The sequence below is a fragment of the Leuconostoc sp. S50 genome, from assembly GCF_016624925.1.
Lineage (GTDB): Bacteria > Bacillota > Bacilli > Lactobacillales > Lactobacillaceae > Leuconostoc > Leuconostoc pseudomesenteroides.
Genome location: NZ_JACVUE010000015.1, coordinates 21,659 through 47,634 on the forward strand (window position 1 = coordinate 21,659; position 25,976 = coordinate 47,634).

Sequence of the window (25,976 nt, forward strand, 5' to 3'; positions counted from 1 at the left end):
ACAAGGATTTGGCGTGCATTATTTGTCCTTATCAGTTAGAATAAGTGTGAGGAAATAAACATGAAAAAGTTGACAGAAGATATCCTTTACCAAGTCATTAAAAAAAGACCTGAACAATCTCATAAAGGCACTTATGGTCGCGTTTTAATTATTGGTGGTACACAGCAATTTGGTGGTGCTGTAATCATGAACGCACTAGCTGCTGTCAATGCTGGGGCCGGTTTAGTCTCTGTTGCAACAGACCCTAGTAACTTCACTGCATTGCACGCTCATTTACCCGAAGCAATGGTGATTGATTTTAATGACGATTTAACTGATGATATTCAACATGCTGATGTCGTGTTAATTGGTTCTGGACTGGGAAATCGTCTTGATATCGTTGAAGCCACTTTTGACGCCATCATGGCACGCCAAATTTTGATTGTGGATGGTTCAGCATTAACTTTAGTTGCGGAAAATAAACTTTCTTGGCCACAATCGCAACTTATTATTACACCACATCAAATGGAATGGCAACGATTAAGCGGTGTCACAATCAATGAACAGGCATTTGAGGCTTTCAATATGTTGGCACAGCAACGTATGAATGTTCAGCCAATCCTTGTTTTGAAACAACACCATACCCAAATTTATACGCTTAACCAAGTATTTGAAATACCAAATGGTGGTCCTTATCAAGCTACCGGTGGTATGGGTGACACGCTGGCTGGTATGATAGCTGGCTTTACTGCGCAATTCATGCTAAGCTTTCCCGAGTCTATTATGGCGGCGGTTTATGCCCATTCCGCAATTGCCGACGAATTATCAAAAAATCAATATGTCACACTACCAACTAAAATCAGCGCAGCATTACCAGAATTTATGTCGCGTTACGCCAAATAATTTTAGCCCCCAAAAATAACGGTTAATTCCACAGACGATTTCAAGAAAAATGATTGAATATGTTAGAATGAAATTAACGATTTTTGGAGGAATTCATTTTGAAACTAATTTCATGGAACATTGACTCAATTAACGCCGCTGTTGAACATAAAAGTGCGCGTGGTGAAATGACTTGGTCGGTGCTTAATAATATTGCTGAAGCGACACCTGATGTTTTTGCTATTCAGGAAACCAAATTAAAAGCAACTGGATTAACCAAAAAGCAAGCCAATGCCATTGCTGAACTATTTCCTGACTATCACGTTTTTGTCAATCCGAGTTTAGCACGTTCAGGCTATTCTGGTACCATGGTATTGTCCCGTAAAGAACCTCTATCAGTTGATTTCCCAAAAATAGATGCGCCTGGCGACATGGATATGGAGGGGCGTGTGATCACACTCGAATTCGCCAATTTTTATGTTTCAACTGTTTATACCCCCAATTCCGGCAGCGAACTAGCGCGCTTAGATGATCGTGGTTTATGGGATGATCAATACCGACGCTATATCAGTTCATTAGACCAAAAAAAGCCAGTCATTTTCAGTGGTGACATGAACGTTGCCCATGAAGAAATTGACCTGAAAAATCCTAAAACTAATCACCATTCAGCCGGATTTACCGATCAGGAACGGGAAAAGTTTACTGCATTATTGGGTGCTGGTTTCACAGATACGCTGAGAACGCTCAACCCTGATGTCCCAAGTATTTACACTTGGTGGGCACAAATTAGCAAGACCAGCAAAATTAACAACTCCGGTTGGCGCATTGACTATTATCTCGTCAGCAACAGAATTGCTGATAAAGTCACCCAGTCAACTGTACTAGATACTGGTAAAAGACAAGATCACGCACCAATTCAATTGGAAATTGATTTACTTTAAAAACAACATGGTTTCTTCATGATTTAGTGCCAATATCGCCACATTCTTAACATATAATTAAGTTATTGGTGGAGGTGATTCTATGGATAAGAGACCAAATGTGAGTCGTATTGACGATATCTACATTCATGCTTGCTATAATCATCACGATGCCGTAATCACAAAAAAAAGCAGCAAAGCCGCTTCTGTTTCTAGATTTAGTCTCGCTGTTATTCTGGGATTATCATTGGCAATCGGGTGTCATACACTCATCACAATTTTTTTCTAAGCTATCCAATCTGGGATAGCTTATTTATTTTTCACAAATGATTTTAGTGCTGAATCACCAAATTGCTGGGATTCATATATTAAAATATTTGCCGCAGCCACTGCATCATCTAATGCATTATGGTGATGTTCAAGCGCAATACCCAAGTTTTCCGCCACTGTATTCAACTTATGGTTTTGAAAATTTGGAAATAGTTTGCGACTTGTTTGAACGGTGTCCAGTAACATATAATGTGGTTCAGGCAATCCGTAATAGTCTAACGTTCCTTTCAATACACCATTATCAAAAGGTGCATTGTGCGCAACCACTAATTTATCTGCCGTAAAAAGTGGTGCAATTGTTGGCCAAATATCAGGAAATTGTGGTGCTTGTGCCACATCAACCTGATGAATACCATGAATTTTCGTATTATAATGACTAAATGACGTTTCTGGTTTTATTAATGAATAGAATTGATCCACTATTTGATTATCTCTCACAACTGCTAAGGCAATCGATACTGCTGAGTGCTTTTCATGATTGGCTGTTTCAAAATCCATTGCAACAAAATTCATATTTCTAACTCCAAAACCATTTTTTGCAGCTGCGTCTGACGCCCATTTGGCAATGTCAAATTCACTTGCTTTCCTACCATTATAAAACCAAACTTCTCGTAAATATGTCTAGCTGGCAAGTTGTCTACTTGCACATCTAACCAGACCCGTTGTAAATCATTTGCTTGTGCCCAATCCAGTAATGCTGTCATCAATGATTGTCCTAAACCAGCGCCTTGAAATTGAGATAAAATGGCCATACCCACTTCACCATTTTCAATCGAGCCAATACCCACTGGCAAACGTAACGTCCTTTGTTCAGCCATCAGTAGCAAAGTGACAGCTGGCCCAACGCTTTCCTCCGGCACTACTTCACCATCTCGCATACTAGCTATCAAAAACGTATCCGTTTCCGTCATCAATTGTTGAATGAGTGCTTGCCATTGTGCCGCGCTTTCTAACCCAGCCACTTCGAAACTAAATGCAATCGGTTGGCTCATATCAAAGTTCATAACGCGTCCTCAAAATTAGCCAGTTGCCCAATACCATGGATGGTAATTTGACGTTGATCATCTTCATTAGTTCGCTGAAAGTTAAAATCAATACGATCATTGGGTAAAATATCAACCATATATTGCGGCCATTCAATCAAAGTAATACCATCTGTCCCAATAAAATCTTCAAACCCTTGATTTTCAGCGCCCATTGTTTCTAAAGTATAGGCATCAAAATGATAAATCGGTGTTTCACCGGCCATATACGTATTCATGATGTTAAATGTTGGGCTCTTAACACGACCAGTGACACCTAAAGCACGAGCGAATCCTTGCGTGAAAGTTGTTTTGCCAGCACCAAGATCACCAGTCAAAGTTAATACCATACCGCGACGCACCAATTGGGCTACTTTTTGAGCCAATTCTTGTGTTTGCTGTGAATTGTTTGTGAGAAATTCTTTCATTCTTTCATTATAGCACGAGATAATTGGTATAATGATACTTAACAACTAAAAGGACCGCTATCATGTATCGAGATGATTCATTAACATTACACACAGACGCCTATCAACTTAATATGATTTATACCTATTGGCAGCAAGGTATTGATCAAACACCTGTTGTCTTTGAAGCGTACTTTAGAAAAATGCCGTTTGACAATGGTTACGTTATTTTTGCCGGTTTAGAGCGAATTGTGACTATTCTAAAGCAACTCACTTTCAGTCAGAGTGACATTAACTATCTTCGTAGCCTAGATTTATATGATGATGCTTTCCTAGATTATTTGCAAAATTGGCATTTCACAGCAACTTTGCGTTCAGCCTACGAAGGTGAAGTGATGTTTAATCACGAACCACTTTTCCAAGTTGAAGGACCGCTGGTCGACGCGCAATTATTAGAGACACTTTTGCTCAATGTGGTAAATTTTCAAACACTGATTGCCACCAAAGCCGCTCGTATTGCCACTGTCACTAATGGTCAACCCTTGCTGGAATTCGGCACACGTCGCGCCCAAGAAATTGATGCAGCACTTTGGGGGACGCATGCTGCCTTTATCGGTGGATTTGACGCCACATCTAATGTTCGCGCTGGCAAATTATTCAATATACCAATTTCTGGCACACATGCGCACGCTTTAGTGCAAGCCTATCAAAATGATTATGACGCGTTTAAAGCTTACGCCTCAACTCATAAAGACGTCGTTTTCTTAGTAGACACTTTTGACACGCTTAAGTCCGGTGTCCCTAGTGCCATCAAAGTAGCACAAGAATTTGGCGACAAAATCAATTTTCAAGGTGTCAGAATTGATTCAGGCGACATGGCTTATTTGTCTAAAATCATTCGGAAAATGCTGGATGAAGCTGGTTTCACATCAGCTAAAATATACGCGTCCAATGACTTGGACGAAAATACAATCTTAAACTTGAAAATGCAAGGTGCCAAAATAGATGTTTGGGGTGTCGGCACCAAACTCATCACTGCTTTTGACCAACCAGCTTTAGGCGCTGTTTATAAAATGGTTAGCTTCAACGGCAAAAATACGATCAAAATTTCCAACAACGTTGAAAAAGTATCGACCCCTGGCAAAAAACAAGTTTGGCGCATTACCGATCGGCAAGACGGTAAGTCTGAAGGCGACTATCTCACTTTCTCAAATGAAGATCCACGTCACCAAACAGATTTACATATGTTTGATCCTAATCACCCTGTTATTTCAAAAGACGTCCATGATTTTAACGCTGAACCGATGCTTCATGATATTTTTGTTAACGGCCAATTAATTTATGATTTGCCAGACATTAAGACCGTTAAAACTTATGCGAAACAATCGCTGGATAATTTGTGGGATGAGTATAAGCGTGTGCTCAATCCTGAAACTTATCCAGTTGATTTATCACAAAGCTTATATGACGCCAAAATTGACTTAATTAACAAAACTCGCCAACACATTAAGGAGATGTCAAAATGAGACCCTTGCAAGCAAAAATCATTGCTGAATTGCACGTACAACCTATGATTGACGCCGACGCTGAGATTCGTCGATCAGTTGATTTTTTGAAACAATATTTAACCCATTCAATCTACACAAGTCTTGTATTGGCAATTAGCGGTGGTCAAGATTCAACTCTTGCTGGTAAATTAGCCCAAATGGCAGTGCAAGAACTACGTGATACAACCGGTGATGATTATAAATTTGTCGCCATTCGCCAGCCTTATGGCAAACAACGTGATGAAGATGATGCTCAAGCTGCTCTAACATTTATCCAACCTGACGTCATCGTTACCACTGACATCCAACCCGCCACAGACGCCATGACTACCGCTTTACGTGCTGGTGGGCTAACCGTTGATGATATGAGTCGGGGTTCCATTAAGCCAAAAATGCGCATGATTGCACAGTATGCTGTTGCTCGTGAGCACAACGGTATTGTTGTAGGTACTGACCATGCCGCTGAAGCCTTTGCAGGCTTTTTCACCAAATATGGTGATGGTGGCACAGATATCAACCCTCTCTGGCGCCTCAACAAACGACAAGGTCGCCAATTATTAGTGGCCCTCGACGCGCCAGCGCATCTATATGATAAAGTGCCAACTGCAGATTTGGAAGATGACCGACCACAATTACCAGATGAAATTGCATTAGGCGTCAGCTATCAGGCTATCGATAATTATTTGGAGGGTCGAGACGTCTCTGAACAAGACGCCACTCAAATTGAGTCACTTTACTTGGCGAGTCAACAAAAACGCCATGAACCAATCACAATTTACGACACATGGTTTTATTAATCAACTAACAGATCCCCGTAACGCAATTGCCCAACGTAATTGAGTTGCGGTGTTTTTGATAGATCATGTGGATTGGTACCTGGTTGATTTAGGGGCACTGCAACATCTAATTTTTGGTAATAGTTTAGCCAATAATTTGAGATTGGCTGCTGATCATCACCAAATTGCATCGGTTGTTGCGGTATCGTCAATACATTTGCAAATGCTAATTGCACCAGTTGTGAGCAATATAAGCTATCATCATTGGGATAAAATGAAAAATTGTAGGGTCGATTTTGATAGGATATTGCCTGTGAAATCACTTGTGACTGTTGTGTTTCCGTCAAGTTAGCGCGATAAATATCGGCAACAGCAATCTCTGCAAAGAAATCATGCATTTGTTGAATTGCCACGCCATGTTTTGGGGAGGCATCAATGATTTGGTGCGCATTAATCACAATTGCAACATGAACATAATTGCCTGTTGATGTCGCTATTGCCTCATCAAGTGCTTCATGATTGTTAGGAATGAATAGTAAATCGGCTGTCTGTAATGTCATAAAGATAGTTTACCATGTACGACCAATAAAAAATACCAAGCACAATGCTTGGTATTTTCACTCTTTTTAATCTGTAGCAGCTTCTTCAGCAGCGGCAGCATTTTCAGCTTCTTGCTTTTGTAGCATCTTGTCATACTTCAAAGCAAATGGGAAGTACATTGCCGCTGACATTGCAATTAAGATTGCTTGCCAGATAGCAAATTGCCATCCACCAGCCAAAAATCCAGAAATAATTGGTGGTGTTGTCCAAGGTACACCAACACCATTGAGTGGTGGCACAATACCAAAGTAGATAATTGCATAAGTTCCTACAGCAGCAATCACTGGTGTAAGGAAGAACGGAATGGCCAAGAATGGGTTCAAAACCATTGGAATACCGAACAAAAATGGTTCGTTAATATTGAACAACCCAGGAATTAATTCGATTTTTCCAAGTGTCTTCAATTGGACTGAACGAGCACGTACTAATGTGAAGATCACCAACCCAATCGTCATACCTGATCCAGTCATGTTAATGAAATTATTCAAGAATTCGTTTGTAACAATATGAACTGATGGGTTTGACAATGATAATTCACCAGCTTTATAAGCAGCGGCATTATCAAATGTGTTTGGAATTAAGAAAGCACCTGAAATAGCACCAACGATAATACCACCATGAACACCAAAGAACCAGAAGAATGTAACCAAGAATGCCATCAAAACAACTGCTGGGAACGAATCAGACATACCCTGAAGTGGGGTTTGAATAACTTGGTAAATCCAATCAAGTGCATCTGTATTGAACACATATTTGAAGATGGCAAATATGGCGGCGGAAACAGATATCACAACAAAGGCTGGAATCATCGCCGTGAACTGTCCGGCAACGTTAGCAGGTACTTGTTCAGGCAAAGTGACCTTCCAACCAGCCTTAATCATTGCTGAGTAAGACCAGCCAACTAGCAAACCAATAATAATAGCGGCAATCATACCTTGTCCACCCATGTTAGCCGTGTTCAAAACACCAGCCACTGGACTGCTTAACAATTCTTGTACAGCGTGTGGCAACTTATCAATATTCTTGTAGGCAGCTTCATTGACAGGATTAGGCACCGACATGGTTTGTAGCAATAGGAATGCTACTAATGCGGTAAACCCAGCAGGCAAGGCTTCTTGCCCTTCATCACGAACATAAACATACGCAATACCAACAACTGTGAAAATTGAAATCATACCAAAGCTGGCGTTGTTAGCCTGAGCAAACACAGCCGACCAACCATGATCAGATAACCATGTGGCAACTGGCACGTATGGTATGTTAGCCAAAATCAGAAAGACCGACCCAATAATAATGAATGGCAAACTATATACCATACCGTTTTTCAACGCTGTGACAGCTTTAGTGTTGATAAACTTCATAATAGGCGGCATCAATTTGTCGGTTACCCAACTACTCTTTGCACTATTCTGCATAAGTATTTCTCCTTTTGTAAACGTCCTGTTTACGTAAATTCGCTTTTTGTAAGCGGTTACACTAATATCATAACCCATCTCTTGAAAATGTCAACACTTATTTGTAAACGGTTACAATTCGTGAAAGAAATGACTTAATGTACTTTTTTATTATGCAGGATAAATGTGGGTAAACCTTGAATTAACAAGGAGTTAATTGTGAATTTCTTGGGGTAATTGTGTTTGTTGTTTGAATATTCCAACTTAATATTATTATCATAATTAAAAGTTATACTTGCTTCGTTTTCATTTCATTTACATTGGGATAATAAGATTTGAAAACTTCATAAGCGCCAATTAAATTTGCCGAATTACCAAATTGAGCAGCTTTAATGTTGACAGGCATATCAGTAATATGTCCTTTGACGTCAGCAATTAAAATTGACACGCGTTGATTTAATTCGTTTAAAATATCGGCATTTTGTGAAAGTCCCCCACCAATCACAATGATGTCTGGATCAACAATGAACATCAGATTAAAAATACCACGAGCCAGACTGTCTAATTGGCGGGACACATTTATTTTTGCCACGCCATCACCCTTTTCTGCCAAGTCATACAACTCTTTCCCAGACAGCGAAGTATCGTGTCTCACGTTGTAACGTCTAGCCATTTCAACCGCCGAAGCTTTGACACTCCACTGGGAGTTAACGCCATCAAAAAAGCTATAGCCAAACTCGCCACCATAACCATGTGCGCCACGCACGAGTTGCCCATTCAGATAAACAGCGCCACCCACACCTGTGCCAACGACCACAAATATTGCTGAATTTGCCCCAGCAGCAACACCTTGTTTGACTTCTGCTAAACCCGCGGCGTTAGCATCATTTTCAATTGTGACAGGCGCCTTGAATAGCTTTTTCAAAGTATCGACAATGGGAAAATGATGAATGTAAGGTACTGCTGAGTTGCCACTAATGAACCCATCTTTAAATTTCACAACCCCCGGAGCACTGATTGCCACGCCCTCAATATTAGTGAAATTTTGCGCGACATCACGCAATTGATTCACCATTTCATCCCAAGTTTTAGGTGTCTCAAAGGATGAAATTTTACCCAAATTGCCATCTGTAACGGCGGCATATTTCACACTAGTCCCACCAATATCTATTGTTAAAATCATGTTGTCTTCCTCCGAATGAAAAAGCAGCCGAAGCTGCCCATTATAAATAAGTCTTAATGCAATACTTGCGCCGTACTCTCACCATTTTCTTGCTTCAGCAAAATTTGATCATATTTCTTAGCAAATGGCCAATAACTAGCAATCGTCATCAATAGCATAATAGCTTGCCAAACAGCACCTTGCCAGCCACCAATAATCAATCCTGAAATAATAGGTGGTGTTGTCCAAGGAACATAAATCCCATTAAACGGCGGAATAATGCCAAATTTGATTACCAAATAAGTCAAAATTCCGGAAAGCAAAGGCGTCAAAATGAATGGTACTGCCAGCAATGGATTAAGCACCAATGGGACACCAAATAAAATTGGTTCATTGATATTAAATAGCGCAGGCACAATTTCCAATTTACCAAGTGTCTTCATTTGGGTTGACTTGGCGCGCCAGAGCATGAACACAACGAGACCAATCGTCAATCCAGAACCTGTCACAGTAATATATTGATCCATAAATGATTGCGTCACAATGTGGGCACCATTATCAATCGTTAATTTACCAGCTTTGTATAATGCATTATTATCAGCATTATTAGCTAGCAAAAGTGGTGTCATAATACCACCAATAATTGTTGCGCCATGTACGCCAAAGAACCAAAGGAACACTGGCAAAAAGGCAACGATGAAAACGCCCATTGGACCATCAGTGGCATGTTGAAGTGGCGTTTGAATCACTTTATAAATCCACTCAACAAATGTTGTGCTCAGGCCCAATTTAAAGAAAGCATAAACTGCTGTGGCACCTGACACAATTACAGCACCGGGTACTAAAGCCGTAAATGAAGCTGCAACGTTGGCTGGTACTTGTTCTGGTAACTTGATCGTGAACCCTTTTTTCATAAACCAAGTGTATATCCAACCGACTAACAAACCAACAATAATAGCAACAATCATGCCCTTACCACCGAGCCAATTTTTGTCAATCACATTACTCGCAACCCATGCCGTAGAAGTTTTGCCGGCTGAATTGGTAACATTGGTCACCGTATCTGGTTGCAAAATAACGTCCACTACAATTGCCAATAATCCTGCCGGAACACCTTCGTAACCAGCATCATGCACCCAAGAATATGCAATACCAAATACAGCAAATACCGCCATCAAAGCCATTGATCCATTATAGGCCTGCATAAAGATAGCAGCCAAACCAGACTTTGAAATAGCATCAGCAATTGGTGTATATGGGAAATTACCTAAAATCAGGAATATGGCACCAATCACAATAAATGGAATTGGATAAAGCATGCCGTTCTTGATGGCAACCATTGGTTTTAGATTAACAAACTTCATCACTGGTGGTAACAATTTTTTGTTAATAAAATCATTCATAATGATTCTCCTTATTTACAATTTGTAAGCGCTTACATTTTAAGGTAAGTATAACACCATGATCCTCATTTGACAATGAAAGTGACTGATCATGGTGCCCTATGCTTTAACTGTTAAAACCATTAGACTTAAATACGCCACGCAAGTAATCAAACGACGCTTTCTTTGAACGGCTCATGTCACGCTCCTCTTCATTAGTCCGATTAACGTAAACAGCACCATAACGTTTGTTCATATCACCACTCGAGCTAGGAATATCAATCAATCCCCAGCCAAGATAGCCGATAACGTGGGTTCCATCTTCAATCATAGCTTGCTTCATCGCGTCAATATGATCACGGTGATATTGAATACGATAATCATCTTGAATCATCTGATCATCAGTCATTTCTTCACGCCAACCCAAACCGTTTTCAACAGGAAAGACCGGTAGCTGATAACGAGAATAAATTGATGTTAGGGCATTTCTAAAGCCCAAAGGATCAATCGTCCATGACCATTCATTTGCCGTTAAATAAGGGTTTGTTTCATTGGCAATATCTAAATAGCGATTTGGTGCTATACCATCTGGAATTTTATCCGCATTTAACATGTCTGTTCGATAATAACTAAACGCTATAAAATCACTGGTTTGCTTTGATAATACTGCGTCATCCTCAGGTTGATAGTCCATATCAATATTGTGCGTCGCCACAAAAGCCAATACTTCAGGCAAATAGTGACCAGCCGTAAACATCGTTAGCAAGTTATCATTCAAAAATGTGTCAACGCGACGAGCTGCAAAAACGTCAGTTGGTTTAGATGTGGCTGGATACGTCACTTGATACGCCAACATACCACCAATTTTTAACTGATTAAACTGTTCATGCACAAAATTTGCGACATGCGCATGCGCCAACATTGTATTATGAAAAATTTGATAGAGATTGTCTAACGACTGTTCTGCATTGATGGCACCACCAATATCATAAGCCATATTTGTAAAATATAGATTGTGCTCATTAAATGTCAGCCAATACGTCACCCGATCAGCAAAACGGCTAATGATTTCCTTGGCATAACGCACATAAGCGTCGACGACATGGCGACTCAAAAAACCATTATACTTCTCTGCGAGCGCCAGCGGCATATCAAAATGGTACAGCGCTATCATTGGCTGAATCCCTCGTGCCAGCAAAGCGTCAATCATATCTGAATAAAACTGAATGCCCGCCTCGTTGAACTCACCATCACCATCTGGAACGACGCGCGCCCAAGAAATTTCAAAGCGATACATATTGACGCCCATTTCAGCCATCAGATCAAAGTCTTCAGGATAACGATGGTACTCGTCAATCGTTTTTTCCCAAGTTGTCTCTTTCTTCAAATCGTACGTGGATTTGCCACGTACGCCTTGAAATCCCTCAGTTTGCATACTTGATGTCGAGTTTCCCCAGAAAAAGCCGGTCGGCATTGTTGTCATAAATTTTCCCCTTGTGTTTTAATTACATTTTGATACCAATTGAAACTATCTTTCTTTAAGCGCTTACCGCTGCCATGACCCTCATCATCTAGATCGACGTAAATGTAGCCATAGCGCTTACTCATCTCACCCGTACCAGCTGAGACAATATCAATTGGTCCCCATGACAAGTAGCCAATCAAGTTCACACCATCAATAATGGTAGCCTTTTCCGCTTCAGCGATATGTGCACTCAGATAAGCAATACGATAATCATCATGAATACTGCCGTCTGCTGTCACGGTATCATAGGCACCAAAACCATTTTCCACGATCATAATAGGCAAATTTGGATACAAATTATTCAGTTGGTTTAATGTGTAGCGCAATCCCTCAGGATCAATTGTCCATCCCCAATCAGACGCGGGAATCAGTGTGTTTTTAACACTTTCAATACTACTTGGATCATCTAATGCTGGTGTTTTACCATCAGCTGCTTTAACCGCAAAGGTCGCATAATATGAAATACTCAAATAATCGACAGTGCCCTCTTTTAAAATTTGTCGATCCTCATCTGTAATATCTGAACGATAACCAGTTCGCTCAAATAAAGCTTCCAACTCTGATGGATATGCCCCACGAATATGCACATCACTAAACCACTTGCGCAATTGTTCAGCTTTCTGAGCTGCTAACATATCTGCTGGTAATGGCGTAGCTGGATAAATTGGTGACACATTTAGCATCGCACCGATTTGAAAGTCCGGATTAATTTGGTGCGCAAGTTGTACCACTTTGGCACTAGCTACTAATTCATAATGGCCAGCTTGGTACATATCTGCCATACGTTCTGCGATTGTGGCCGTTTCGTCATATCGCAAACCAGAATTTGTCCAAACAAGAAAATCTTGTACCGTTGACGCTTCACTAATATTAGCTTGGTTAGATATTTCATTATGCGTAATCCAATATTTAACCTTATTGCGATAACGCTTAAGAACCGTCTCTGAGTATTTCACGAAAAAGTCGATCAAACGACGATTGCGCCAACCGCCATATTCCGTTACCAAATGATACGGCATTTCAAAGTGGTTGAGTGTGATGACGGGTTCAATACCAAGACGATTCATCTCATCAAACATATCATCGTAAAACTGAAGTCCAGCTTCATTGGGCTCTGCATCATCACCATTTGGAAATATTCTTGTCCATGCAATAGATGTTCGGAAAGCCTTGAACCCCATTTCGGCCATCAATGCCAAATCTTCTTTGTAAGTGTCATGAAAATAAATGCCGTGATGATTGGGGTAATTTTTCCCTGCAATCACGCCATCAGTTATGGTTCGGGGTGTCGTGGCATTGCCGGCAGTCAGTACATCGGCAATCGAAACGCCTTTACCATCAACGTTCCAAGCACCCTCAGCTTGGTGAGCAGCAATCGCACCGCCCCAGAGAAAATCTTTTGGCATTTTTAATCCTGTCATGTTTAATTCTCCTATCTTTAGTCACTATTCAACTATAATTGTAAGCGTTTACATTACAAAACACAAGAATGTCCTAAAAGTCGTTACTTTTTGAACTAAAAAAGAACTAACCTATGTTAGTTCTTTAATGCTGCTAGAAAAGCTTCTTTTAATCCTTCATTATCATCCGGGGTCCCTAAAGCAATACGAATCCACTCAGAATTTAAGCGATCGTTGACTTGATAGCCCGATTGCAACAACGCTTGACCGACTTTCTTAGTTTTACCCACTTTAATCCAAATAAAATTGGCCTGTGACTCATAAAATGTGAGCTCCTCATCACGTAAAAAGTTTTGGAATTTGGTTCGTTCAGATTGAAACACCGCCACGTTTTTTGCCAAATAATCTTGATCCAAAATGGCAGCCGTACCACCAACAATTTGGTAAGTTGACAAATTATATGGCAAACGCACAGCTTGCATCGCTGTATATAGCGGATCCTGCATGATACCATAGCCAATGCGCAAATTAGCTAATCCGTAGGCTTTAGACAACGTGCGTAGTACAACTAAATTTTTATATTGTGAGACAAGTGGCGCCACTGTGGCATCTGGTTCATCCACAAAATCATAATAAGCTTCATCAACAACTAGTGTCACCGTGCTTGGTAATTTTGTCAAAAATGCTTCAATATCGGCAGTTTTTTCAAAAACACCTGTTGGATTATTGGGATTGGCCAACCAAATCATCGTTGTTTGATCAGTGATAGCAGCTAACATGGCCTCAAAATCAACATGCCCATCGTCTGGTTTAACTGGAACTTTCACTGTTGTCGCTTGTTCAATTTCGGCGTGGATTGCATACTCACCAAATGTTGGGTCTGGCACAATCATTTCAGATTCTGGTGTCAAAATAGTACGTGTCAACAGCTGAATGAGTTCGTCAGCACCTACCCCAAATACTAAGTTTTCAGGATTAACTTGTGTTAAGTCTGCTACTGCTTCACGCAAAGGCGTTGCTTGACCATCAGGGTAATAGCCTAACACATCATCAGACACCGCGCGCACAGCCTCTCCGACTTTTGGTGATGGTCCATAAACTGATTCATTAGCCGACAGACGTGCTAAATGTTGTAATCCATACTTGGCTTTAACCACTTCTTCTGGTAGTTCCGCTTGATAAGCCGCTAGCTTTTTAACTGTTTCCTTCATTTTTGCTCATCTCCTCGCCAATCTTGGCGTTCATGCAACTGAGATTGTTGGCCAATGCGCGACCCCAGTTCGTTCTTAATATCATCCAGTGTAACATTTTTTTCAACTAAGAGAACCATTAGATGAAAAAATAAATCCGCCGTTTCATAAATTAGTTCATCGTTGTTATTTTTAGCGCCTAGAATGACCTCTGTTGATTCTTCACCAACTTTTTTTAAAATTTTATCGAGTCCTTTTTGGTATAAATAATCTGTATAAGAACCTTTTTGTGGGTTATTTTTACGCGCCAAAGCTGCTGCGTAGAGCGCTTCAATTGATTGTTGTGCCATATTCCATTCCTTCCCAACTATACGCTAACATCTGCAACCGGATTGAAAAAACATGAATACGCGCCAGTATGACAGGCTGGGCCGTTCGGTTCAACCTCGACTAATAGTGTATCTCTGTCGCAATCCAATGACATACTGATAACGCGCTGTGTATTGCCACTAGTCGCACCTTTGTGCCACAGGGTTTGGCGCTCACGCGACCAAAACCATGTTTCCATTGTTGTTTTAGTTAATTGGTAACTCGTTTCGTTCATGTAAGCCAACATTAATACAGCCTTAGTTTTGATGTCAACCACTACTGCCGGAATGAGACCGTCTTGCCCTTGTTTCTTAAAATCTGGTGCAATCATTGTCATATACGTATTGCCACTCCTTCTTTTTTTAACGTTTGCTTGAGTTGCGGTAACGCAATTTCACCAAGATGAAAAACCGAAGCCGCTAAGGCTGCATCAACCGTGGTTTGTGTTAAAAGTGCCGTAAAATCTTCAATTTTTCCAGCACCACCTGAAGCAACAATTGGCACTGACACAGCCTCAGTTAATTGTTGATACAAATCAATGTCATAACCATTTTTTGTACCATCAGCATCCATGCTAGTGACTAATAGTTCACCTGCACCAAGTGCGACCATCTCTTTGGCCCATGAAATGGCATTTAACCCAGTAGGTTGTGTCCCACCCGCAACATAAACTTGATAAAATTTTGATTTGGGCTCCCATTTCACGTCAATGGCACCGACAATCGCTTGTGACCCAAAAATGGCTGCTCCTTTCGTAATGAGTTCAGGTTGCTTAACCGCTGCTGAATTGACAAATATTTTATCAGCGCCTGCTTTGATGAGACGCGTCATATCTTGCGTGGAACGAATACCACCACCTACTGTTAGGGGGATAAATACTACTGATGAAATTGCATTGACGATGGTCATCATCGTATCTCGTTCTTCCAAAGTAGCTGTGATATCTAGCAAAACCAGTTCATCAGCACCTGATTGTTCATAAGCTTTAGCAACTGTCACTGGATCACCAACACTGCGTAGATTTTCAAATTGAACACCCTTAACAACTTGTCCATTTTTAATGTCTAAAGCTGGGACAATTCGTTTGGCTAAAGTCATTTCATCACCTCCTTGAGTGCTGGGAGTGTCACGTTGCCGTCATATAGCGCACGACCAACAATAATATCTTTGATACCGGCTGTTTGCAAATCCTCTATGTCCTTTATCGTACTAATGCCACCACTAGCAATGATATTTGTTTCAGGAAATTTTTGTTGTAATCGTGACAATAACGCAATGTTTGGTCCACCAAGCGTGCCATCACGTTCAATGTCGGTCACAATAAAATTCATCACACCAACGGCTTGCATCGCCTGAATGATTTCAGAAAATGTCGTGCTTGATGCTGTCAACCAGCCGTCTGTTGCTACTTGTTCCTGACGGCCATCAACACCAACGGCAATGCTTTCCGCTCCAAATCGCGCCACTGCTTCTGTCACTAATTCAGGATGAGTCAAAGCTGCTGAACCAATAATCACGCGATTAATGCCTAATGATAAGTATTGTTGAATTTGCGCCAAACTTCGAATACCACCACCGAGTTCAATAAATAGTGTCGTATTTTGTCGCAGAGCTGTAATGATATCAAGATTAATCGGTCTGCCTGACTTAGCACCATCCAAATCTACCAAATGTAAATGCGTTAAGCCGGTTGCTTGAATTTGTTGCGCTTGTGTAATCGGATCTGAATTAATTACGGTCTCTTGATTGTAATCTCCTTGATAAAGCCGCACTGATTGTCCATTCCTAAGATCAATTGCTGGAAAAATCATTTATCGTCCACCATTTCTTTAAAACTCTGCCACACTAGCAGGCCGTCTTTACCCGATTTTTCTGGATGAAATTGCGCGCCAATAACGTTACCCGAATCATTAACCACGACACTTGGAATTTCAATCTGACCGTAATCAACCGTTGCCGCAATATATTCTGGTGCGGTTTGGACATAGAAGCTATGAACAAAGTAAGTGTAGGTATCGTTTAAAGTTGACGTGATTGGATTTAACTGACGAACTTGGTTTTGATTCCAACCCATTTGTGGGACTTTATAGCCTTGTTGTTGGGGTAAAGTGACGACATTTCCCGGAATGATGCCAAGTCCTGCTGTTTCACCAAATTCAGTTGATCGTTCAAATAATAACTGCATCCCCAGACAAACACCTAATAATGGTTTGCCTGATTTTGCGTATGCTTGCAGTGGTCCAATTAACTGCCGTTCTTTTAAAGCCGACATAGCAGCACTATACGCACCAACACCCGGTAAGACTACCCCGTCAGCTGATAAAATTTCAGCTGGATCATGTGATAATTTAGCAGATAATCCTGTGCTGGCAATGGCCTTCATTACATTGGCAATGTTGCCCGCGCCATAATCAATAATCATAATTGTCATTTGTCATCTCCTAACGACGTTATTTGTCGTCTTAATTTTCAGATACGACCTTTAGTCGAATTAACGCCCTGAATGTCAGGATTAACTGTCACTGCTTGTCGCATTGCCCGACCAGCTGCTTTAAAAATACTTTCAATTTTATGATGGGTATTGCGACCATACAAAACTGAAATATGCACATTGGCTTGCGCCGCATTGGCAAAGCCCTGCCAGAAGTCCTCAACGACTTCCGTTTCAAAGTCGCCAAGACGTGGCGCTGTTAACTCTGCTTGAAAAACAAGATAAGCACGACCGGATAAATCAATCACAACCCGAGATAAGGTTTCATCCATCGGCACAAACTGCGCGCCATAACGTTCAATGCCAATTTTGTCGCCAAGTGCCTTGACGAAAGCCTCGCCTAATACAATACCGATATCTTCGGTTGTATGATGACTGTCAACATTTAAATCACCTTTAGCATCGACAGACAACCCGAAGCGACCATGTTTAGCAAATAAGGTCAGCATGTGATCAAGATAGCCAATACCTGTGTCAATATTGATGATTGATTGATCATCTAAATTAAGATTAACAGCAATTTGTGTTTCAAATGTTTCGCGTTTTATCATAGCCTGTCTTGTCATGTTATTTTCCTCGACTTTCAATCGCTCTAGCGTGACCTTCCAGTCCCTCGATTCGTGCTAATGCAGTCACATCATTGGCGTCCTCTGCCAATGCAGCGGCATTATATTGTAGATACTGAATTCGCTTTTGAAAATCCCAAACACCTAGCGCAGAACTGAAACGAGCTGTACCGCCAGTTGGTAAAATATGATTTGGTCCCGCAAGGTAATCACCGAGCGGTTCTGATGCGTATTTGCCCAAAAAGACAGAACCAGCGTTTTGTATTTTGGCCATATAATCATAAGCATTCGCCAACTGGATTTCCAAATGTTCTGGTGCGACTGCATTCATCAATTCAATCATGTCATCAATCGTGTCAACAAGGTAAATGTATCCGTTTTTATCAATAGCACTTCTAGCAATCGCTTCACGTGGCAGAGTTTCAAGTTGTTGTTCAACAGCCGCCGACACTGCCGTCGCCAAATTGTATGAGTCTGTAATCAAAATTGCTCTCGCGTCCACATCGTGTTCCGCTTGGGACAACAAGTCACCAGCCACGTCTTCTGCTCTTGCCGTATCATCAGCCAAAATACCAATTTCTGATGGACCAGCAATCATATCTATATCTACTTGTCCATATACTGCTCGCTTAGCTGCAGCAACATAAGCATTGCCGGGTCCAGTAATTTTATCCACTTGTGGTACTGTTTCAGTACCATAAGCTAAAGCAGCAATTGCTTGTGCACCACCAATTTGATAAATATTATCAACACCAGCAATTTTAGCTGCCGCCAAAACAGCAGGATTTAAGCCATCTGGTTGTGGTGGTGTGACCATGACAATATTGGCAACACCGGCAATTTTAGCAGGAATCGCATTCATTAAGACTGAAGATGGATAGGCAGCAGTTCCACCCGGCACATAAATCCCCACAGCTGAGAGTGGCGTGACCTTAGTACCACAAATCACGCCAGAACGTGTCGTATCTTCAAAAGACTGCGCTACTTCTAACTGATGAAATGATGTAATATTGGCAGCTGCTTTTTTAAGCGCTGCGATAACTTTATCTGGGACTTGGGCAATTGCAGAATCAATATCTGATTCAGAGACCTTAAAGTTATCCAATGCCACACCATCAAAACGGATACTGTAATCTCTCAAAGCCTCGTCTCCCCTTTGGCGAACGTCAGATATAATGTTTGCCACACTAACTCCCACTTGCGGATTAGTGGTTTGTGCCGTTTGTTGACGAATTTGTGTTTTGATTGCTGACAAAGATTCATTTTTGATAATTTTCATTTGTTAGTCGCTTCTTTCAATAGTTTGGTCAAATTTTGGATGACTTGTGTGAGTTCTGTTTGATAACGTAACAAGGCGCCGGCTCTAACTAGCATGTGCGTTGAGACTTCACCAACAATATCATGAACTTGCAAATGGTTTTCTCGCAACGTATTACCTGTTTGTGTAATATCAATAATGGCATCAGCTAATCCTGTTAATGGTCCCAGTTCGACTGAGCCTTCTAGTTTAATCAAGGCAACGTCTTCGCCACGATCGGTAAAATATTTAGTGGCAACTTTGGGATACTTCGTCGCGATTCGTTGCCGCCGTTGCAAATTAAGTTGAAAATCTGCTGGGGCTGCCACGACGAATTGTGCGCGTCCTGTTTTCAAATCTAATACATCATAATGATTTTGTCGTTGTTCAGCAATCGTGTCTGAACCAACAATGCCAACATCGCCAATCCCACGATCCAAATACTTAACGACATCATTGGGTTTCACTAAAATAAAACGGTATCGACCATCAGCGGTGTCAAAGATGAGCTTTCGTTCAGGGTTATCTAACGGCGTTGTATCAATACCTGCAGCTTTCAATAATGGTCGTACATCTTTTTCAACCCGTCCTTTGCCAAGTACCATCACAATTGGTTGTGTTGTAACTAAATCGTACGCATTCTGTTCCCAATCAGCTTGAATTGTTTCAATGTTTAGACCAATACCGACTGCCGGTAATAACTTTTTTTGAAAGTTTTCTAGTAAACGATCATAGCGCCCACCGCTAAACAGATAACGACCCAATGTTGGGATAAATCCCCGGATTATTGTCCCCGTATAGTAGGGTTGTGGTGATGCCGCTGCTAAATCAACAGTGACTTTGACATTGGGATAGTATTGATGTGCATGGTTAGCTAGGCGTAACCAGCCTTGCGTAATCGTTGCCACAGCGGTCATGTGCTGTAATTGCCACATCACATTTTCACCGTCTTCGCCATAAGATAACGGCCACTCATTGAGAAATTCTGGAAAATCAACAATCTCAGCCTTTAATTTTTCAAATTCGGAGACATTTTTTTGTTCAATAGCACGTTTTAGCGCTTGATGTAACTTGCCGTCCAATTCCAATGTGTCCAAAATAATATCAATTAAGCGCGCATCACTCAACACCACTTGAACATCAGTGATATTGAACTTTTTTGCAAAATTCAACATAATATCTAGCGCTTGAATTTCTGCTTCAAAGCTATCATCACCAATTAATTCAATTCCTGCCTGCGTTTCTTGATTGTACTCACCCGATAGGTAATCGGTACGTCGAAACACGTCACCAATATAATATAATTGCGACATATCATTTTCTTGCTGATGAGAAGATAAAAATCGTGCGACCGGCAAGGTCAAATCTGGTCTTAGGATTAAATTATCGCCGGCTTGATCGTACAAATGAAAAATGTTTTGATCACGATATTGTTCAAAAGTGCTTTCTTTTTCAATAAACGGCGTATTAATTGGCATAAAGCCTTTCTCATTTAGCACATTACTGATCACTGATGTAATTTTCTGTTTTTGCTTAAGTCGTTCACCAAATTCGTCACGTGAACCGCCAGCTAATACTTTATTCATGTCTTACTCCTACCACTTCGTTAAAAAAGCGTCCTTACAAACTAAAAATTTTTAGTTTGCAAGGACGCTTTCACGTGTTCCCACCTTGATTCTCCTTTTGTTTGCACAAAAGAACTCATTCACCTGCAATCACAGGCGTACTTGGTATCGGAAATCTCCGGAACAATTTTTGATTGTTCAGCTCGTTGGTGTGTTTTCATTAAGGTCACAGGCGCTCATCTCAATGCGTTAGCTTAAGCGCTTCCTGTACTGCGAAAATTTAATTACTTTTCCAACTTCAGCGAATTATTTATTAGATTAGTTTAATTATAACGCCATCTTTTTATTTGTCAACACTTATATTTTCTAGAAATTCTGCCATTTCAGGAAAATGCAAACCCAAAGCATCAACACTGTGGGCATCAGAGCCATAAACCAAGGGCAATCCAAGTTGATATGCTTCCGCTACAATATCAAATGTAGGATAACTTTCGCCATTAAAAGGTTTACTAAAACCAGCGGCATTAAAATCTAATTCATAGCCTTTTTCTAAAATCAATGTCAACAGCTCAGTAATTTGACGGTGAACACTATCATCAAATGGTGGCAAATCAAAATATTTTTGATACTTGCGAATCAATGTGATATGCCCGATTCGCACCGGTACATCTAATCCCGTCTCAAAATTAACACTCTGTTTAACCGCGTCAAAATATTTTGCAAACAATACTTGCGGCGTCAGTAATTCAGTTGCAAAATATTGCGACAGAGTCTCTGGATCGTAGTCAATTGGTATAAGATTGCCATGGCGATCTGGTAAAAAATGAACCGACAGTACAATTTCATCAATCCAATCATTATGTTGCTGCAAAAATTGTTTTGTTTCCGGTTCATATCCAAGCAAATAATCTACTTCAAAACCACGTTTAATGTTTATTTGGTTGCCATATTTTTCTTGTACATGTGCCACCTGAGCTTGATAATCCTCAAGTTCAGATAATGCCATAGCTGAACTATCACGGGATTCTTGGGGCCCCACAAAATTAGCTAAAAACTTCTCAGGTAAAGGCGCATGTTCTGTGACAACATAAGTGTCAAAACCTAAAGCAATTGCGCGTTCAATATACGCATCGAGTACCTCTTGGCTACCATGATGTGAATACATCGTGTGCGTGTGACCATCTTTTTTCTGCATTATCAGGACTCCTTTTTGCCATTCATCTTAACATAAACGACAATAAAAAAACACGCTAAAGCGTGCCTTAAGCAATAACAGATAATATTTTTTTCAACACGCCATCATGATCATTGTCATCTTCTGTGACATCAAAATCATGTTTGAACAATTCTGTGTCACTATTCTTCATTGCCACTGGATGACCAACGTACTCTAACATTTCTAAGTCGTTTAAGCCATCACCAAAGGCCATGATTTCTTCAGGCAACACATCCAAACTGTCCGCTATAAATGTGAGTGCGTTTGCTTTGTTAACCTCAGGATTAACAATATCGACAGCACCATAGCCCGATGTTGTCACATGCACTTGGTTACCCAAAACCTGTTTGACTTCACGCATGAATTGATCTTCCACATCAGAAATAACTGTTGACACTTTTAAAATTGGCGCATCAATTTCCGCTAGCGTGTCAATTAGATGGATATCTTGAAAATACGCTGATGCTAATTTAAACGTATCAGCGATTGCTGCTTGAGATTTTAACATAAATGTTTGAGATTGACCGGTGAAAGCCAAACCAACAAAGATATGATCATGATATCCCTCAGCAATTCTCACGATAGTTTCTAAAGCTGCCGGTGACACAGATTTTTCATTTTGAACACGACCATTAAGCATGACTTCAGCGCCATTGTTAGCAATGGTTTGATATTGACCAGCAAAGTTTTTGAAATAAGCCAGTACTTTTTGCATATGATTCCCTGTTGCCACAACAAATTGCATGTCTTTTTCAGCCATAATATCTAGCACTTGCTGAAAAAGTGGCTCATTGAAGGTTTTATCGGCACGCAAGAATGTTGCGTCAAGGTCGGATGCAATTAATTTTAACGTCATGTTCACTTTTCTCCTTAAAATGTCGACTATCACTTTAACTTCGAATTTATCGTTGTACCCACCACCACAAAAATCTGATGAGCCCAAACACAATCAAACCAGCAAACGCTGCCAAAATGACAGCCATGATGATTGACTGCCAGTGGTTGTCTGGCATATTAAGCAAGTTAGCGCTTAACATGACTACAAACACAAAAATTGGTAAAATACGCTCTAAACTTTTCATTACTTACGACCGCGCTTCTTCTTAGCTTTTTGTAATCGGCGCGCCGCTTGCTTAATTGCAAAATTTTGAACTTTCTGACCAAAGTTACCTTTTGGCATGCCACCGCCCATGCCACCCATCATAGATGACATGTCCATACCAGAACCACCCATCATTTTATCAATACCACCAAAATTACCATTTGTGGCTTGATTCATCATTTTACGCATTTGATCAAATTGCTTAATCATGCGGTTGACTTCCACAATTGGTCGTCCTGCACCAGCGGCCAAACGACGACGGCGCGAAGGATTGATTAAATCAGGATTTTCACGTTCTTGAGGTGTCATTGAACCAACAATAGCCTCTAAATGGGCAAATTGTTTTGCATCAATGTTAACATTCGCCAATGCCGGATTGTTCGCCATTCCCGGAATCATTTTTAACAAATCTTCCATTGGTCCCATACTTTGAACTTGCTTGAGCTGCGCCACAAAATCGTTGAAATCAAACGTATTTTGTCGCATTTTTTCAAGTTGCTTTTCTTGGGCTTCAGCATCAAAGTCACGTTGTGCTTTTTCAATCAGCGTCAGCACATCACCCATGCCCAAAATACGAGATGCCATACGGTCAGGATAGAAAACATCCAAATCAGTTGGCTTTTCACCTTGACCAACAAACTTAATTGGCTTACCAGTTACGTCACGAATTGACAAGGCAGCACCGCCACGTGTGTCACCATCAAGTTTAGTCAGGACAACACCAGTTAAGTCAAGTGACGCTGAAAATCCCTTAGCTGTTTCAGCAGCATTTTGTCCAGTCATTGCATCAACTGTCAACAAAATCTCATCTGGCTGAGCAATCTCTGCAATGTCTTTCAACTCTTGCATCAATTCTTCATCAATTTGTAAACGACCAGCTGTATCAATAAAGACATAGTCATTTTTATTCTCAGCCGCCTTAGCCAAACCAGCGCGGACAATATCGCGAGGATTAACATCCGTCCCCATTGAAAATACGGGAATTTCAAGATCGCGCCCCAAAATTTCCAATTGATCAATGGCAGCTGGTCGATAAATGTCGGCTGCAATCAAAAGTGGACGGGCTTTTTCTTCATTCTTTAATTTATAAGCTAACTTAGCAACTGTGGTTGTTTTACCAGCACCTTGCAGGCCAGCCATCATAATAATTGTTGGAATTTTAGGCGACTTATTAAGTGGTACAGCCTCATCACCCATCGTTGCAGTCAACTCATCATTAACAATTTTAACAACTTGTTGTGCTGAATCCAATCCTGACATAATATCAGCACCGCTAGCTTTTTCACGTACATTAGCGACAAACTTTTTCACTGTATCGTAGTTGACATCGGCTTCCAATAATGCCAAACGAATTTCGCGCATCGTCGCACGAAGATCTTCTTCGCTAACTCGACCGCGACCGGTTAGATTTTTCATCGCCTTTGAGAGGCGTTCAGTTAGATTTTCAAATGCCATAATTTTAGAGTATGTCCTTTCTGTGATATATCACAGGTGACACGTTTCCCTTCTAGTTATCCATTTCTGTATTTAAAAGCTTCTGCACCAATAATTTTAACACATCATCACTTTTATAATGAGTATTAATGTATTCTTCCACTTCATTTTCAATCACTTGTCGTGATTCAAAATTAGCTTGTAGGTGCAAAATACTTTCATATTTTTCTAGTAATTCGATTGCCCGATTGATGTTGTCGGACACCGCTTGTCGACTAACACTTTCTGCATTTGCAATTTCTACAATTGAAAAATCATCTTCAAAATAATATTGTAAATATTGTTGTTGTTTTTCAGTCAGCAACTGATCATAAAAGCCAAATAGCGCATTAATATGATTTTTTTTGGTTAAATCCATCACGATACCAACTCTTTAAACAATCCGTAGACAAACTCTTCTGGTTTAAATTCGCGCAAATCGCTCGCTTTTTCACCAAATCCAATCCATTTGACTGGCAAATGCATTTCATTCCGAATGGCAAAGACGATACCACCCTTTGCTGTGCCATCCATTTTAGTCAAAACGATGCCAGTCACATCAGACGAATCTTTGAATAATTTAGCTTGTTGTAATGCGTTTTGACCAGTTGTCGCGTCAAGCACTAACAAAACTTCATGTGGTGCATCAGGAATTTCGCGTTGAATGATGCGCTTCATTTTTTCTAGCTCTTGCATCAAATTAACATTGTTCTGCAAACGGCCAGCCGTGTCGACAAATAAAATGTCATAATGTTCATCGCGTGCTTTAGCAACCGCTTCAAAGACAACAGAAGCCGGATCAGCTTTTTCTTTACCAGCAACCACAGGCACATTTGCTCGCTCGCCCCACTCTTGTAATTGCTTGGTAGCGCCAGCTCGGAATGTGTCCGCAGCTGCCAGCAAAACAGATTTTCCTGCTTGTTGGTACTTGCTGGCAAGCTTACCAATTGTTGTTGTTTTACCAACACCATTAACACCGACAAACAAAATCACAGTAGTACCGCCATTTGGTGCAAAATGCATTTGTGTATCTTCATTTACACCATCTGCTTCGTATAAATCAACCATTTTTTTGATGATCACATCACGCACATCTTCTTTACGTTTGGCATTGGCTAATTTAACTTCTTCTCGCAATTCGTCACTGATTTTGATCGCCATATCAAAACCAACATCAGCACCGACTAAAGTTTCTTCCAGATCTTCGAAAAAATCTTCATCTACGGTACGAAAATTAGCTAAAAAGCGATTAAATCTTTCAGCAAATCCTGTCCGTGATTTTTTCAAGCCTTCGTCATAAACCTGCTGCTCATTTCGTTCAATTTCATCCTCTGATTCTGATTCTGATTCTGATTCTGATTCTGATTCTGATTCTGATTCT

The 25,976-nt window shown here is 40.6% G+C and carries 29 protein-coding genes; 5 read left to right on the forward strand and 24 right to left on the reverse strand.

The annotated features are described in order from the left end of the window. The first annotated feature begins 60 nt into the window (after positions 1–60). The 3 genes from IAE53_RS10180 to IAE53_RS10190 all read left to right on the forward strand — a co-directional run bounded on the left by IAE53_RS10180 (position 61) and on the right by IAE53_RS10190 (position 2,070). Positions 61–882 carry an NAD(P)H-hydrate dehydratase gene (locus tag IAE53_RS10180; RefSeq protein WP_148424237.1) on the forward strand — a complete coding sequence of 274 codons (822 nt, stop codon included), beginning with the start codon at positions 61–63 and terminating at the stop codon, positions 880–882. Positions 883–980: 98 nt separating this feature from the next. Next, on the forward strand, positions 981–1,802 hold the full coding sequence (locus tag IAE53_RS10185) for an exodeoxyribonuclease III (RefSeq protein WP_148424236.1): 822 nt from the start codon (positions 981–983) through the stop codon (positions 1,800–1,802). An 82-nt stretch (positions 1,803–1,884) separates the two neighbouring features. Then, entirely contained in the window at positions 1,885–2,070 is a 186-nt protein-coding gene (locus IAE53_RS10190; protein ID WP_148424235.1) for a hypothetical protein, read from the forward strand. Positions 2,071–2,090: 20 nt separating this feature from the next. Here the strand turns inward: IAE53_RS10190 and IAE53_RS10195 are convergent, their stop codons facing one another. The 3 genes from IAE53_RS10195 to tsaE are packed head-to-tail and all read right to left on the reverse strand — an operon-like array spanning position 2,091 to position 3,561. After that, positions 2,091–2,624 carry a 3'-5' exonuclease gene (locus IAE53_RS10195; protein ID WP_010292379.1) on the reverse strand — a complete coding sequence of 178 codons (534 nt, stop codon included), beginning with the start codon at positions 2,622–2,624 and terminating at the stop codon, positions 2,091–2,093. Further along, entirely contained in the window at positions 2,621–3,115 is a 495-nt protein-coding gene (locus tag IAE53_RS10200; protein WP_200136422.1) for a GNAT family N-acetyltransferase, read from the reverse strand. Before IAE53_RS10200 ends, IAE53_RS10195 begins: the two co-directional genes overlap by 4 nt. Continuing rightward, a complete protein-coding gene (tsaE, locus tag IAE53_RS10205) occupies positions 3,112–3,561 on the reverse strand; it encodes a tRNA (adenosine(37)-N6)-threonylcarbamoyltransferase complex ATPase subunit type 1 TsaE (protein WP_010292385.1) in 450 nt (149 codons plus the stop codon). Before tsaE ends, IAE53_RS10200 begins: the two co-directional genes overlap by 4 nt. 62 nt (positions 3,562–3,623) lie before the next feature. Here tsaE and IAE53_RS10210 point away from each other — a divergent pair, with 62 nt between their 5' ends. Continuing rightward, positions 3,624–5,066, forward strand: a complete 1,443-nt coding sequence (locus IAE53_RS10210) for a nicotinate phosphoribosyltransferase (protein WP_200136421.1) — start codon at positions 3,624–3,626, stop codon at positions 5,064–5,066. Next, the gene (gene nadE / locus IAE53_RS10215) at positions 5,063–5,884 is read left to right on the forward strand and encodes an ammonia-dependent NAD(+) synthetase (RefSeq protein ID WP_148424231.1); all 822 of its coding nucleotides are present in this window, start codon (positions 5,063–5,065) and stop codon (positions 5,882–5,884) included. Before IAE53_RS10210 ends, nadE begins: the two co-directional genes overlap by 4 nt. Here the strand turns inward: nadE and IAE53_RS10220 are convergent. The 21 genes from IAE53_RS10220 to ftsY all read right to left on the reverse strand — a co-directional run. Beyond that, positions 5,881–6,423: a YiiX/YebB-like N1pC/P60 family cysteine hydrolase gene (locus tag IAE53_RS10220; protein ID WP_200136420.1), complete on the reverse strand. Its 543-nt coding sequence runs from the start codon at positions 6,421–6,423 to the stop codon at positions 5,881–5,883. The genes nadE and IAE53_RS10220 overlap by 4 nt on opposite strands. Before the next feature lie 66 nt (positions 6,424–6,489). Beyond that, entirely contained in the window at positions 6,490–7,878 is a 1,389-nt protein-coding gene (locus IAE53_RS10225) for a PTS sugar transporter subunit IIC (protein ID WP_148424229.1), read from the reverse strand. 268 nt (positions 7,879–8,146) lie between these two features. Further along, positions 8,147–9,040 carry an ROK family protein gene (locus tag IAE53_RS10230; RefSeq protein WP_200136419.1) on the reverse strand — a complete coding sequence of 298 codons (894 nt, stop codon included), beginning with the start codon at positions 9,038–9,040 and terminating at the stop codon, positions 8,147–8,149. Positions 9,041–9,093: 53 nt separating this feature from the next. Then, positions 9,094–10,422 carry a PTS sugar transporter subunit IIC gene (locus IAE53_RS10235; protein ID WP_148424228.1) on the reverse strand — a complete coding sequence of 443 codons (1,329 nt, stop codon included), beginning with the start codon at positions 10,420–10,422 and terminating at the stop codon, positions 9,094–9,096. A gap of 106 nt (positions 10,423–10,528) precedes the next feature. Continuing rightward, the gene (locus IAE53_RS10240) at positions 10,529–11,884 is read right to left on the reverse strand and encodes a glycoside hydrolase family 1 protein (protein WP_200136418.1); all 1,356 of its coding nucleotides are present in this window, start codon (positions 11,882–11,884) and stop codon (positions 10,529–10,531) included. After that, positions 11,881–13,347: a 6-phospho-beta-glucosidase gene (locus IAE53_RS10245; RefSeq protein ID WP_148424226.1), complete on the reverse strand. Its 1,467-nt coding sequence runs from the start codon at positions 13,345–13,347 to the stop codon at positions 11,881–11,883. Before IAE53_RS10245 ends, IAE53_RS10240 begins: the two co-directional genes overlap by 4 nt. A 116-nt stretch (positions 13,348–13,463) precedes the next feature. After that, positions 13,464–14,537: a histidinol-phosphate transaminase gene (gene hisC, locus IAE53_RS10250; protein WP_148424225.1), complete on the reverse strand. Its 1,074-nt coding sequence runs from the start codon at positions 14,535–14,537 to the stop codon at positions 13,464–13,466. Further along, positions 14,534–14,866 carry a phosphoribosyl-ATP diphosphatase gene (gene hisE, locus IAE53_RS10255; protein WP_200136417.1) on the reverse strand — a complete coding sequence of 111 codons (333 nt, stop codon included), beginning with the start codon at positions 14,864–14,866 and terminating at the stop codon, positions 14,534–14,536. Before hisE ends, hisC begins: the two co-directional genes overlap by 4 nt. 17 nt (positions 14,867–14,883) lie before the next feature. Beyond that, positions 14,884–15,222: a phosphoribosyl-AMP cyclohydrolase gene (gene hisI, locus IAE53_RS10260; RefSeq protein ID WP_114667057.1), complete on the reverse strand. Its 339-nt coding sequence runs from the start codon at positions 15,220–15,222 to the stop codon at positions 14,884–14,886. After that, the gene (gene hisF, locus IAE53_RS10265; protein ID WP_148424222.1) at positions 15,219–15,983 is read right to left on the reverse strand and encodes an imidazole glycerol phosphate synthase subunit HisF; all 765 of its coding nucleotides are present in this window, start codon (positions 15,981–15,983) and stop codon (positions 15,219–15,221) included. The genes hisI and hisF overlap by 4 nt, the downstream gene beginning before the upstream one ends. Beyond that, positions 15,980–16,696, reverse strand: coding sequence for a 1-(5-phosphoribosyl)-5-[(5-phosphoribosylamino)methylideneamino]imidazole-4-carboxamide isomerase (hisA, locus tag IAE53_RS10270; protein ID WP_148424221.1), 717 nt, complete (start codon positions 16,694–16,696; stop codon positions 15,980–15,982). Before hisA ends, hisF begins: the two co-directional genes overlap by 4 nt. Further along, on the reverse strand, positions 16,693–17,316 hold the full coding sequence (gene hisH, locus IAE53_RS10275; RefSeq protein ID WP_148424220.1) for an imidazole glycerol phosphate synthase subunit HisH: 624 nt from the start codon (positions 17,314–17,316) through the stop codon (positions 16,693–16,695). The genes hisA and hisH overlap by 4 nt, the downstream gene beginning before the upstream one ends. Positions 17,317–17,354: 38 nt before the next feature. Then, entirely contained in the window at positions 17,355–17,942 is a 588-nt protein-coding gene (gene hisB / locus IAE53_RS10280) for an imidazoleglycerol-phosphate dehydratase HisB (protein WP_148424219.1), read from the reverse strand. A gap of 1 nt (position 17,943) precedes the next feature. Next, the gene (hisD, locus tag IAE53_RS10285; RefSeq protein WP_200136416.1) at positions 17,944–19,221 is read right to left on the reverse strand and encodes a histidinol dehydrogenase; all 1,278 of its coding nucleotides are present in this window, start codon (positions 19,219–19,221) and stop codon (positions 17,944–17,946) included. After that, a complete protein-coding gene (gene hisG, locus IAE53_RS10290; RefSeq protein ID WP_200136415.1) occupies positions 19,218–20,825 on the reverse strand; it encodes an ATP phosphoribosyltransferase in 1,608 nt (535 codons plus the stop codon). Before hisG ends, hisD begins: the two co-directional genes overlap by 4 nt. Positions 20,826–21,147: 322 nt before the next feature. Further along, on the reverse strand, positions 21,148–21,999 hold the full coding sequence (gene hisJ, locus IAE53_RS10295; RefSeq protein ID WP_148424216.1) for a histidinol-phosphatase HisJ: 852 nt from the start codon (positions 21,997–21,999) through the stop codon (positions 21,148–21,150). Between the two features lie 67 nt (positions 22,000–22,066). Then, positions 22,067–22,876, reverse strand: a complete 810-nt coding sequence (locus tag IAE53_RS10300) for a Cof-type HAD-IIB family hydrolase (protein ID WP_114667064.1) — start codon at positions 22,874–22,876, stop codon at positions 22,067–22,069. 46 nt (positions 22,877–22,922) lie between these two features. Further along, positions 22,923–23,102 carry a hypothetical protein gene (locus IAE53_RS10305; RefSeq protein ID WP_010292433.1) on the reverse strand — a complete coding sequence of 60 codons (180 nt, stop codon included), beginning with the start codon at positions 23,100–23,102 and terminating at the stop codon, positions 22,923–22,925. Continuing rightward, positions 23,102–24,577 carry a signal recognition particle protein gene (gene ffh, locus IAE53_RS10310; RefSeq protein WP_142511791.1) on the reverse strand — a complete coding sequence of 492 codons (1,476 nt, stop codon included), beginning with the start codon at positions 24,575–24,577 and terminating at the stop codon, positions 23,102–23,104. Before ffh ends, IAE53_RS10305 begins: the two co-directional genes overlap by 1 nt. A gap of 52 nt (positions 24,578–24,629) precedes the next feature. Next, positions 24,630–24,974 (reverse strand): YlxM family DNA-binding protein, encoded by a 345-nt coding sequence (ylxM, locus tag IAE53_RS10315; protein WP_200136414.1) that lies wholly within the window; start codon positions 24,972–24,974, stop codon positions 24,630–24,632. Further along, positions 24,974–25,976, reverse strand: a 1,003-nt coding sequence (ftsY, locus tag IAE53_RS10320; RefSeq protein WP_200136413.1) for a signal recognition particle-docking protein FtsY, incomplete at its 5' end; no start/stop codon positions are given. The genes ylxM and ftsY, both read right to left, overlap by 1 nt.

What these genes read in the sequence shown, in the direction of transcription:
- IAE53_RS10305 (WP_010292433.1), bottom strand. Translation starts at nt 23,102, where the DNA reads ATGAAAAGTTTAGAGCGTATTTTACCAATTTTTGTGTTTGTAGTCATG.
- IAE53_RS10195 (WP_010292379.1), bottom strand. Translation starts at nt 2,624, where the DNA reads ATGAATTTTGTTGCAATGGATTTTGAAACAGCCAATCATGAAAAGCAC.
- IAE53_RS10235 (WP_148424228.1), bottom strand. Translation starts at nt 10,422, where the DNA reads ATGAATGATTTTATTAACAAAAAATTGTTACCACCAGTGATGAAGTTT.
- tsaE (WP_010292385.1), bottom strand. Translation starts at nt 3,561, where the DNA reads ATGAAAGAATTTCTCACAAACAATTCACAGCAAACACAAGAATTGGCT.
- hisJ (WP_148424216.1), bottom strand. Translation starts at nt 21,999, where the DNA reads ATGCAGAAAAAAGATGGTCACACGCACACGATGTATTCACATCATGGT.
- IAE53_RS10245 (WP_148424226.1), bottom strand. Translation starts at nt 13,347, where the DNA reads ATGACAGGATTAAAAATGCCAAAAGATTTTCTCTGGGGCGGTGCGATT.
- ffh (WP_142511791.1), bottom strand. Translation starts at nt 24,577, where the DNA reads ATGGCATTTGAAAATCTAACTGAACGCCTCTCAAAGGCGATGAAAAAT.
- hisA (WP_148424221.1), bottom strand. Translation starts at nt 16,696, where the DNA reads ATGATTTTTCCAGCAATTGATCTTAGGAATGGACAATCAGTGCGGCTT.
- IAE53_RS10210 (WP_200136421.1), top strand. Translation starts at nt 3,624, where the DNA reads ATGTATCGAGATGATTCATTAACATTACACACAGACGCCTATCAACTT.
- hisI (WP_114667057.1), bottom strand. Translation starts at nt 15,222, where the DNA reads ATGACAATGATTGCACCAGATTTTAAGAAACAAGGGCAAGACGGTCTC.
- IAE53_RS10240 (WP_200136418.1), bottom strand. Translation starts at nt 11,884, where the DNA reads ATGACAACAATGCCGACCGGCTTTTTCTGGGGAAACTCGACATCAAGT.
- hisH (WP_148424220.1), bottom strand. Translation starts at nt 17,316, where the DNA reads ATGACAATTATGATTATTGATTATGGCGCGGGCAACATTGCCAATGTA.
- nadE (WP_148424231.1), top strand. Translation starts at nt 5,063, where the DNA reads ATGAGACCCTTGCAAGCAAAAATCATTGCTGAATTGCACGTACAACCT.
- IAE53_RS10200 (WP_200136422.1), bottom strand. Translation starts at nt 3,115, where the DNA reads ATGAACTTTGATATGAGCCAACCGATTGCATTTAGTTTCGAAGTGGCT.
- IAE53_RS10220 (WP_200136420.1), bottom strand. Translation starts at nt 6,423, where the DNA reads ATGACATTACAGACAGCCGATTTACTATTCATTCCTAACAATCATGAA.
- hisB (WP_148424219.1), bottom strand. Translation starts at nt 17,942, where the DNA reads ATGACAAGACAGGCTATGATAAAACGCGAAACATTTGAAACACAAATT.
- hisC (WP_148424225.1), bottom strand. Translation starts at nt 14,537, where the DNA reads ATGAAGGAAACAGTTAAAAAGCTAGCGGCTTATCAAGCGGAACTACCA.
- ylxM (WP_200136414.1), bottom strand. Translation starts at nt 24,974, where the DNA reads ATGGATTTAACCAAAAAAAATCATATTAATGCGCTATTTGGCTTTTAT.
- IAE53_RS10180 (WP_148424237.1), top strand. Translation starts at nt 61, where the DNA reads ATGAAAAAGTTGACAGAAGATATCCTTTACCAAGTCATTAAAAAAAGA.
- IAE53_RS10190 (WP_148424235.1), top strand. Translation starts at nt 1,885, where the DNA reads ATGGATAAGAGACCAAATGTGAGTCGTATTGACGATATCTACATTCAT.
- hisG (WP_200136415.1), bottom strand. Translation starts at nt 20,825, where the DNA reads ATGAATAAAGTATTAGCTGGCGGTTCACGTGACGAATTTGGTGAACGA.
- hisD (WP_200136416.1), bottom strand. Translation starts at nt 19,221, where the DNA reads ATGAAAATTATCAAAAATGAATCTTTGTCAGCAATCAAAACACAAATT.
- hisF (WP_148424222.1), bottom strand. Translation starts at nt 15,983, where the DNA reads ATGACTTTAGCCAAACGAATTGTCCCAGCTTTAGACATTAAAAATGGA.
- IAE53_RS10225 (WP_148424229.1), bottom strand. Translation starts at nt 7,878, where the DNA reads ATGCAGAATAGTGCAAAGAGTAGTTGGGTAACCGACAAATTGATGCCG.
- IAE53_RS10300 (WP_114667064.1), bottom strand. Translation starts at nt 22,876, where the DNA reads ATGACGTTAAAATTAATTGCATCCGACCTTGACGCAACATTCTTGCGT.
- IAE53_RS10230 (WP_200136419.1), bottom strand. Translation starts at nt 9,040, where the DNA reads ATGATTTTAACAATAGATATTGGTGGGACTAGTGTGAAATATGCCGCC.
- hisE (WP_200136417.1), bottom strand. Translation starts at nt 14,866, where the DNA reads ATGGCACAACAATCAATTGAAGCGCTCTACGCAGCAGCTTTGGCGCGT.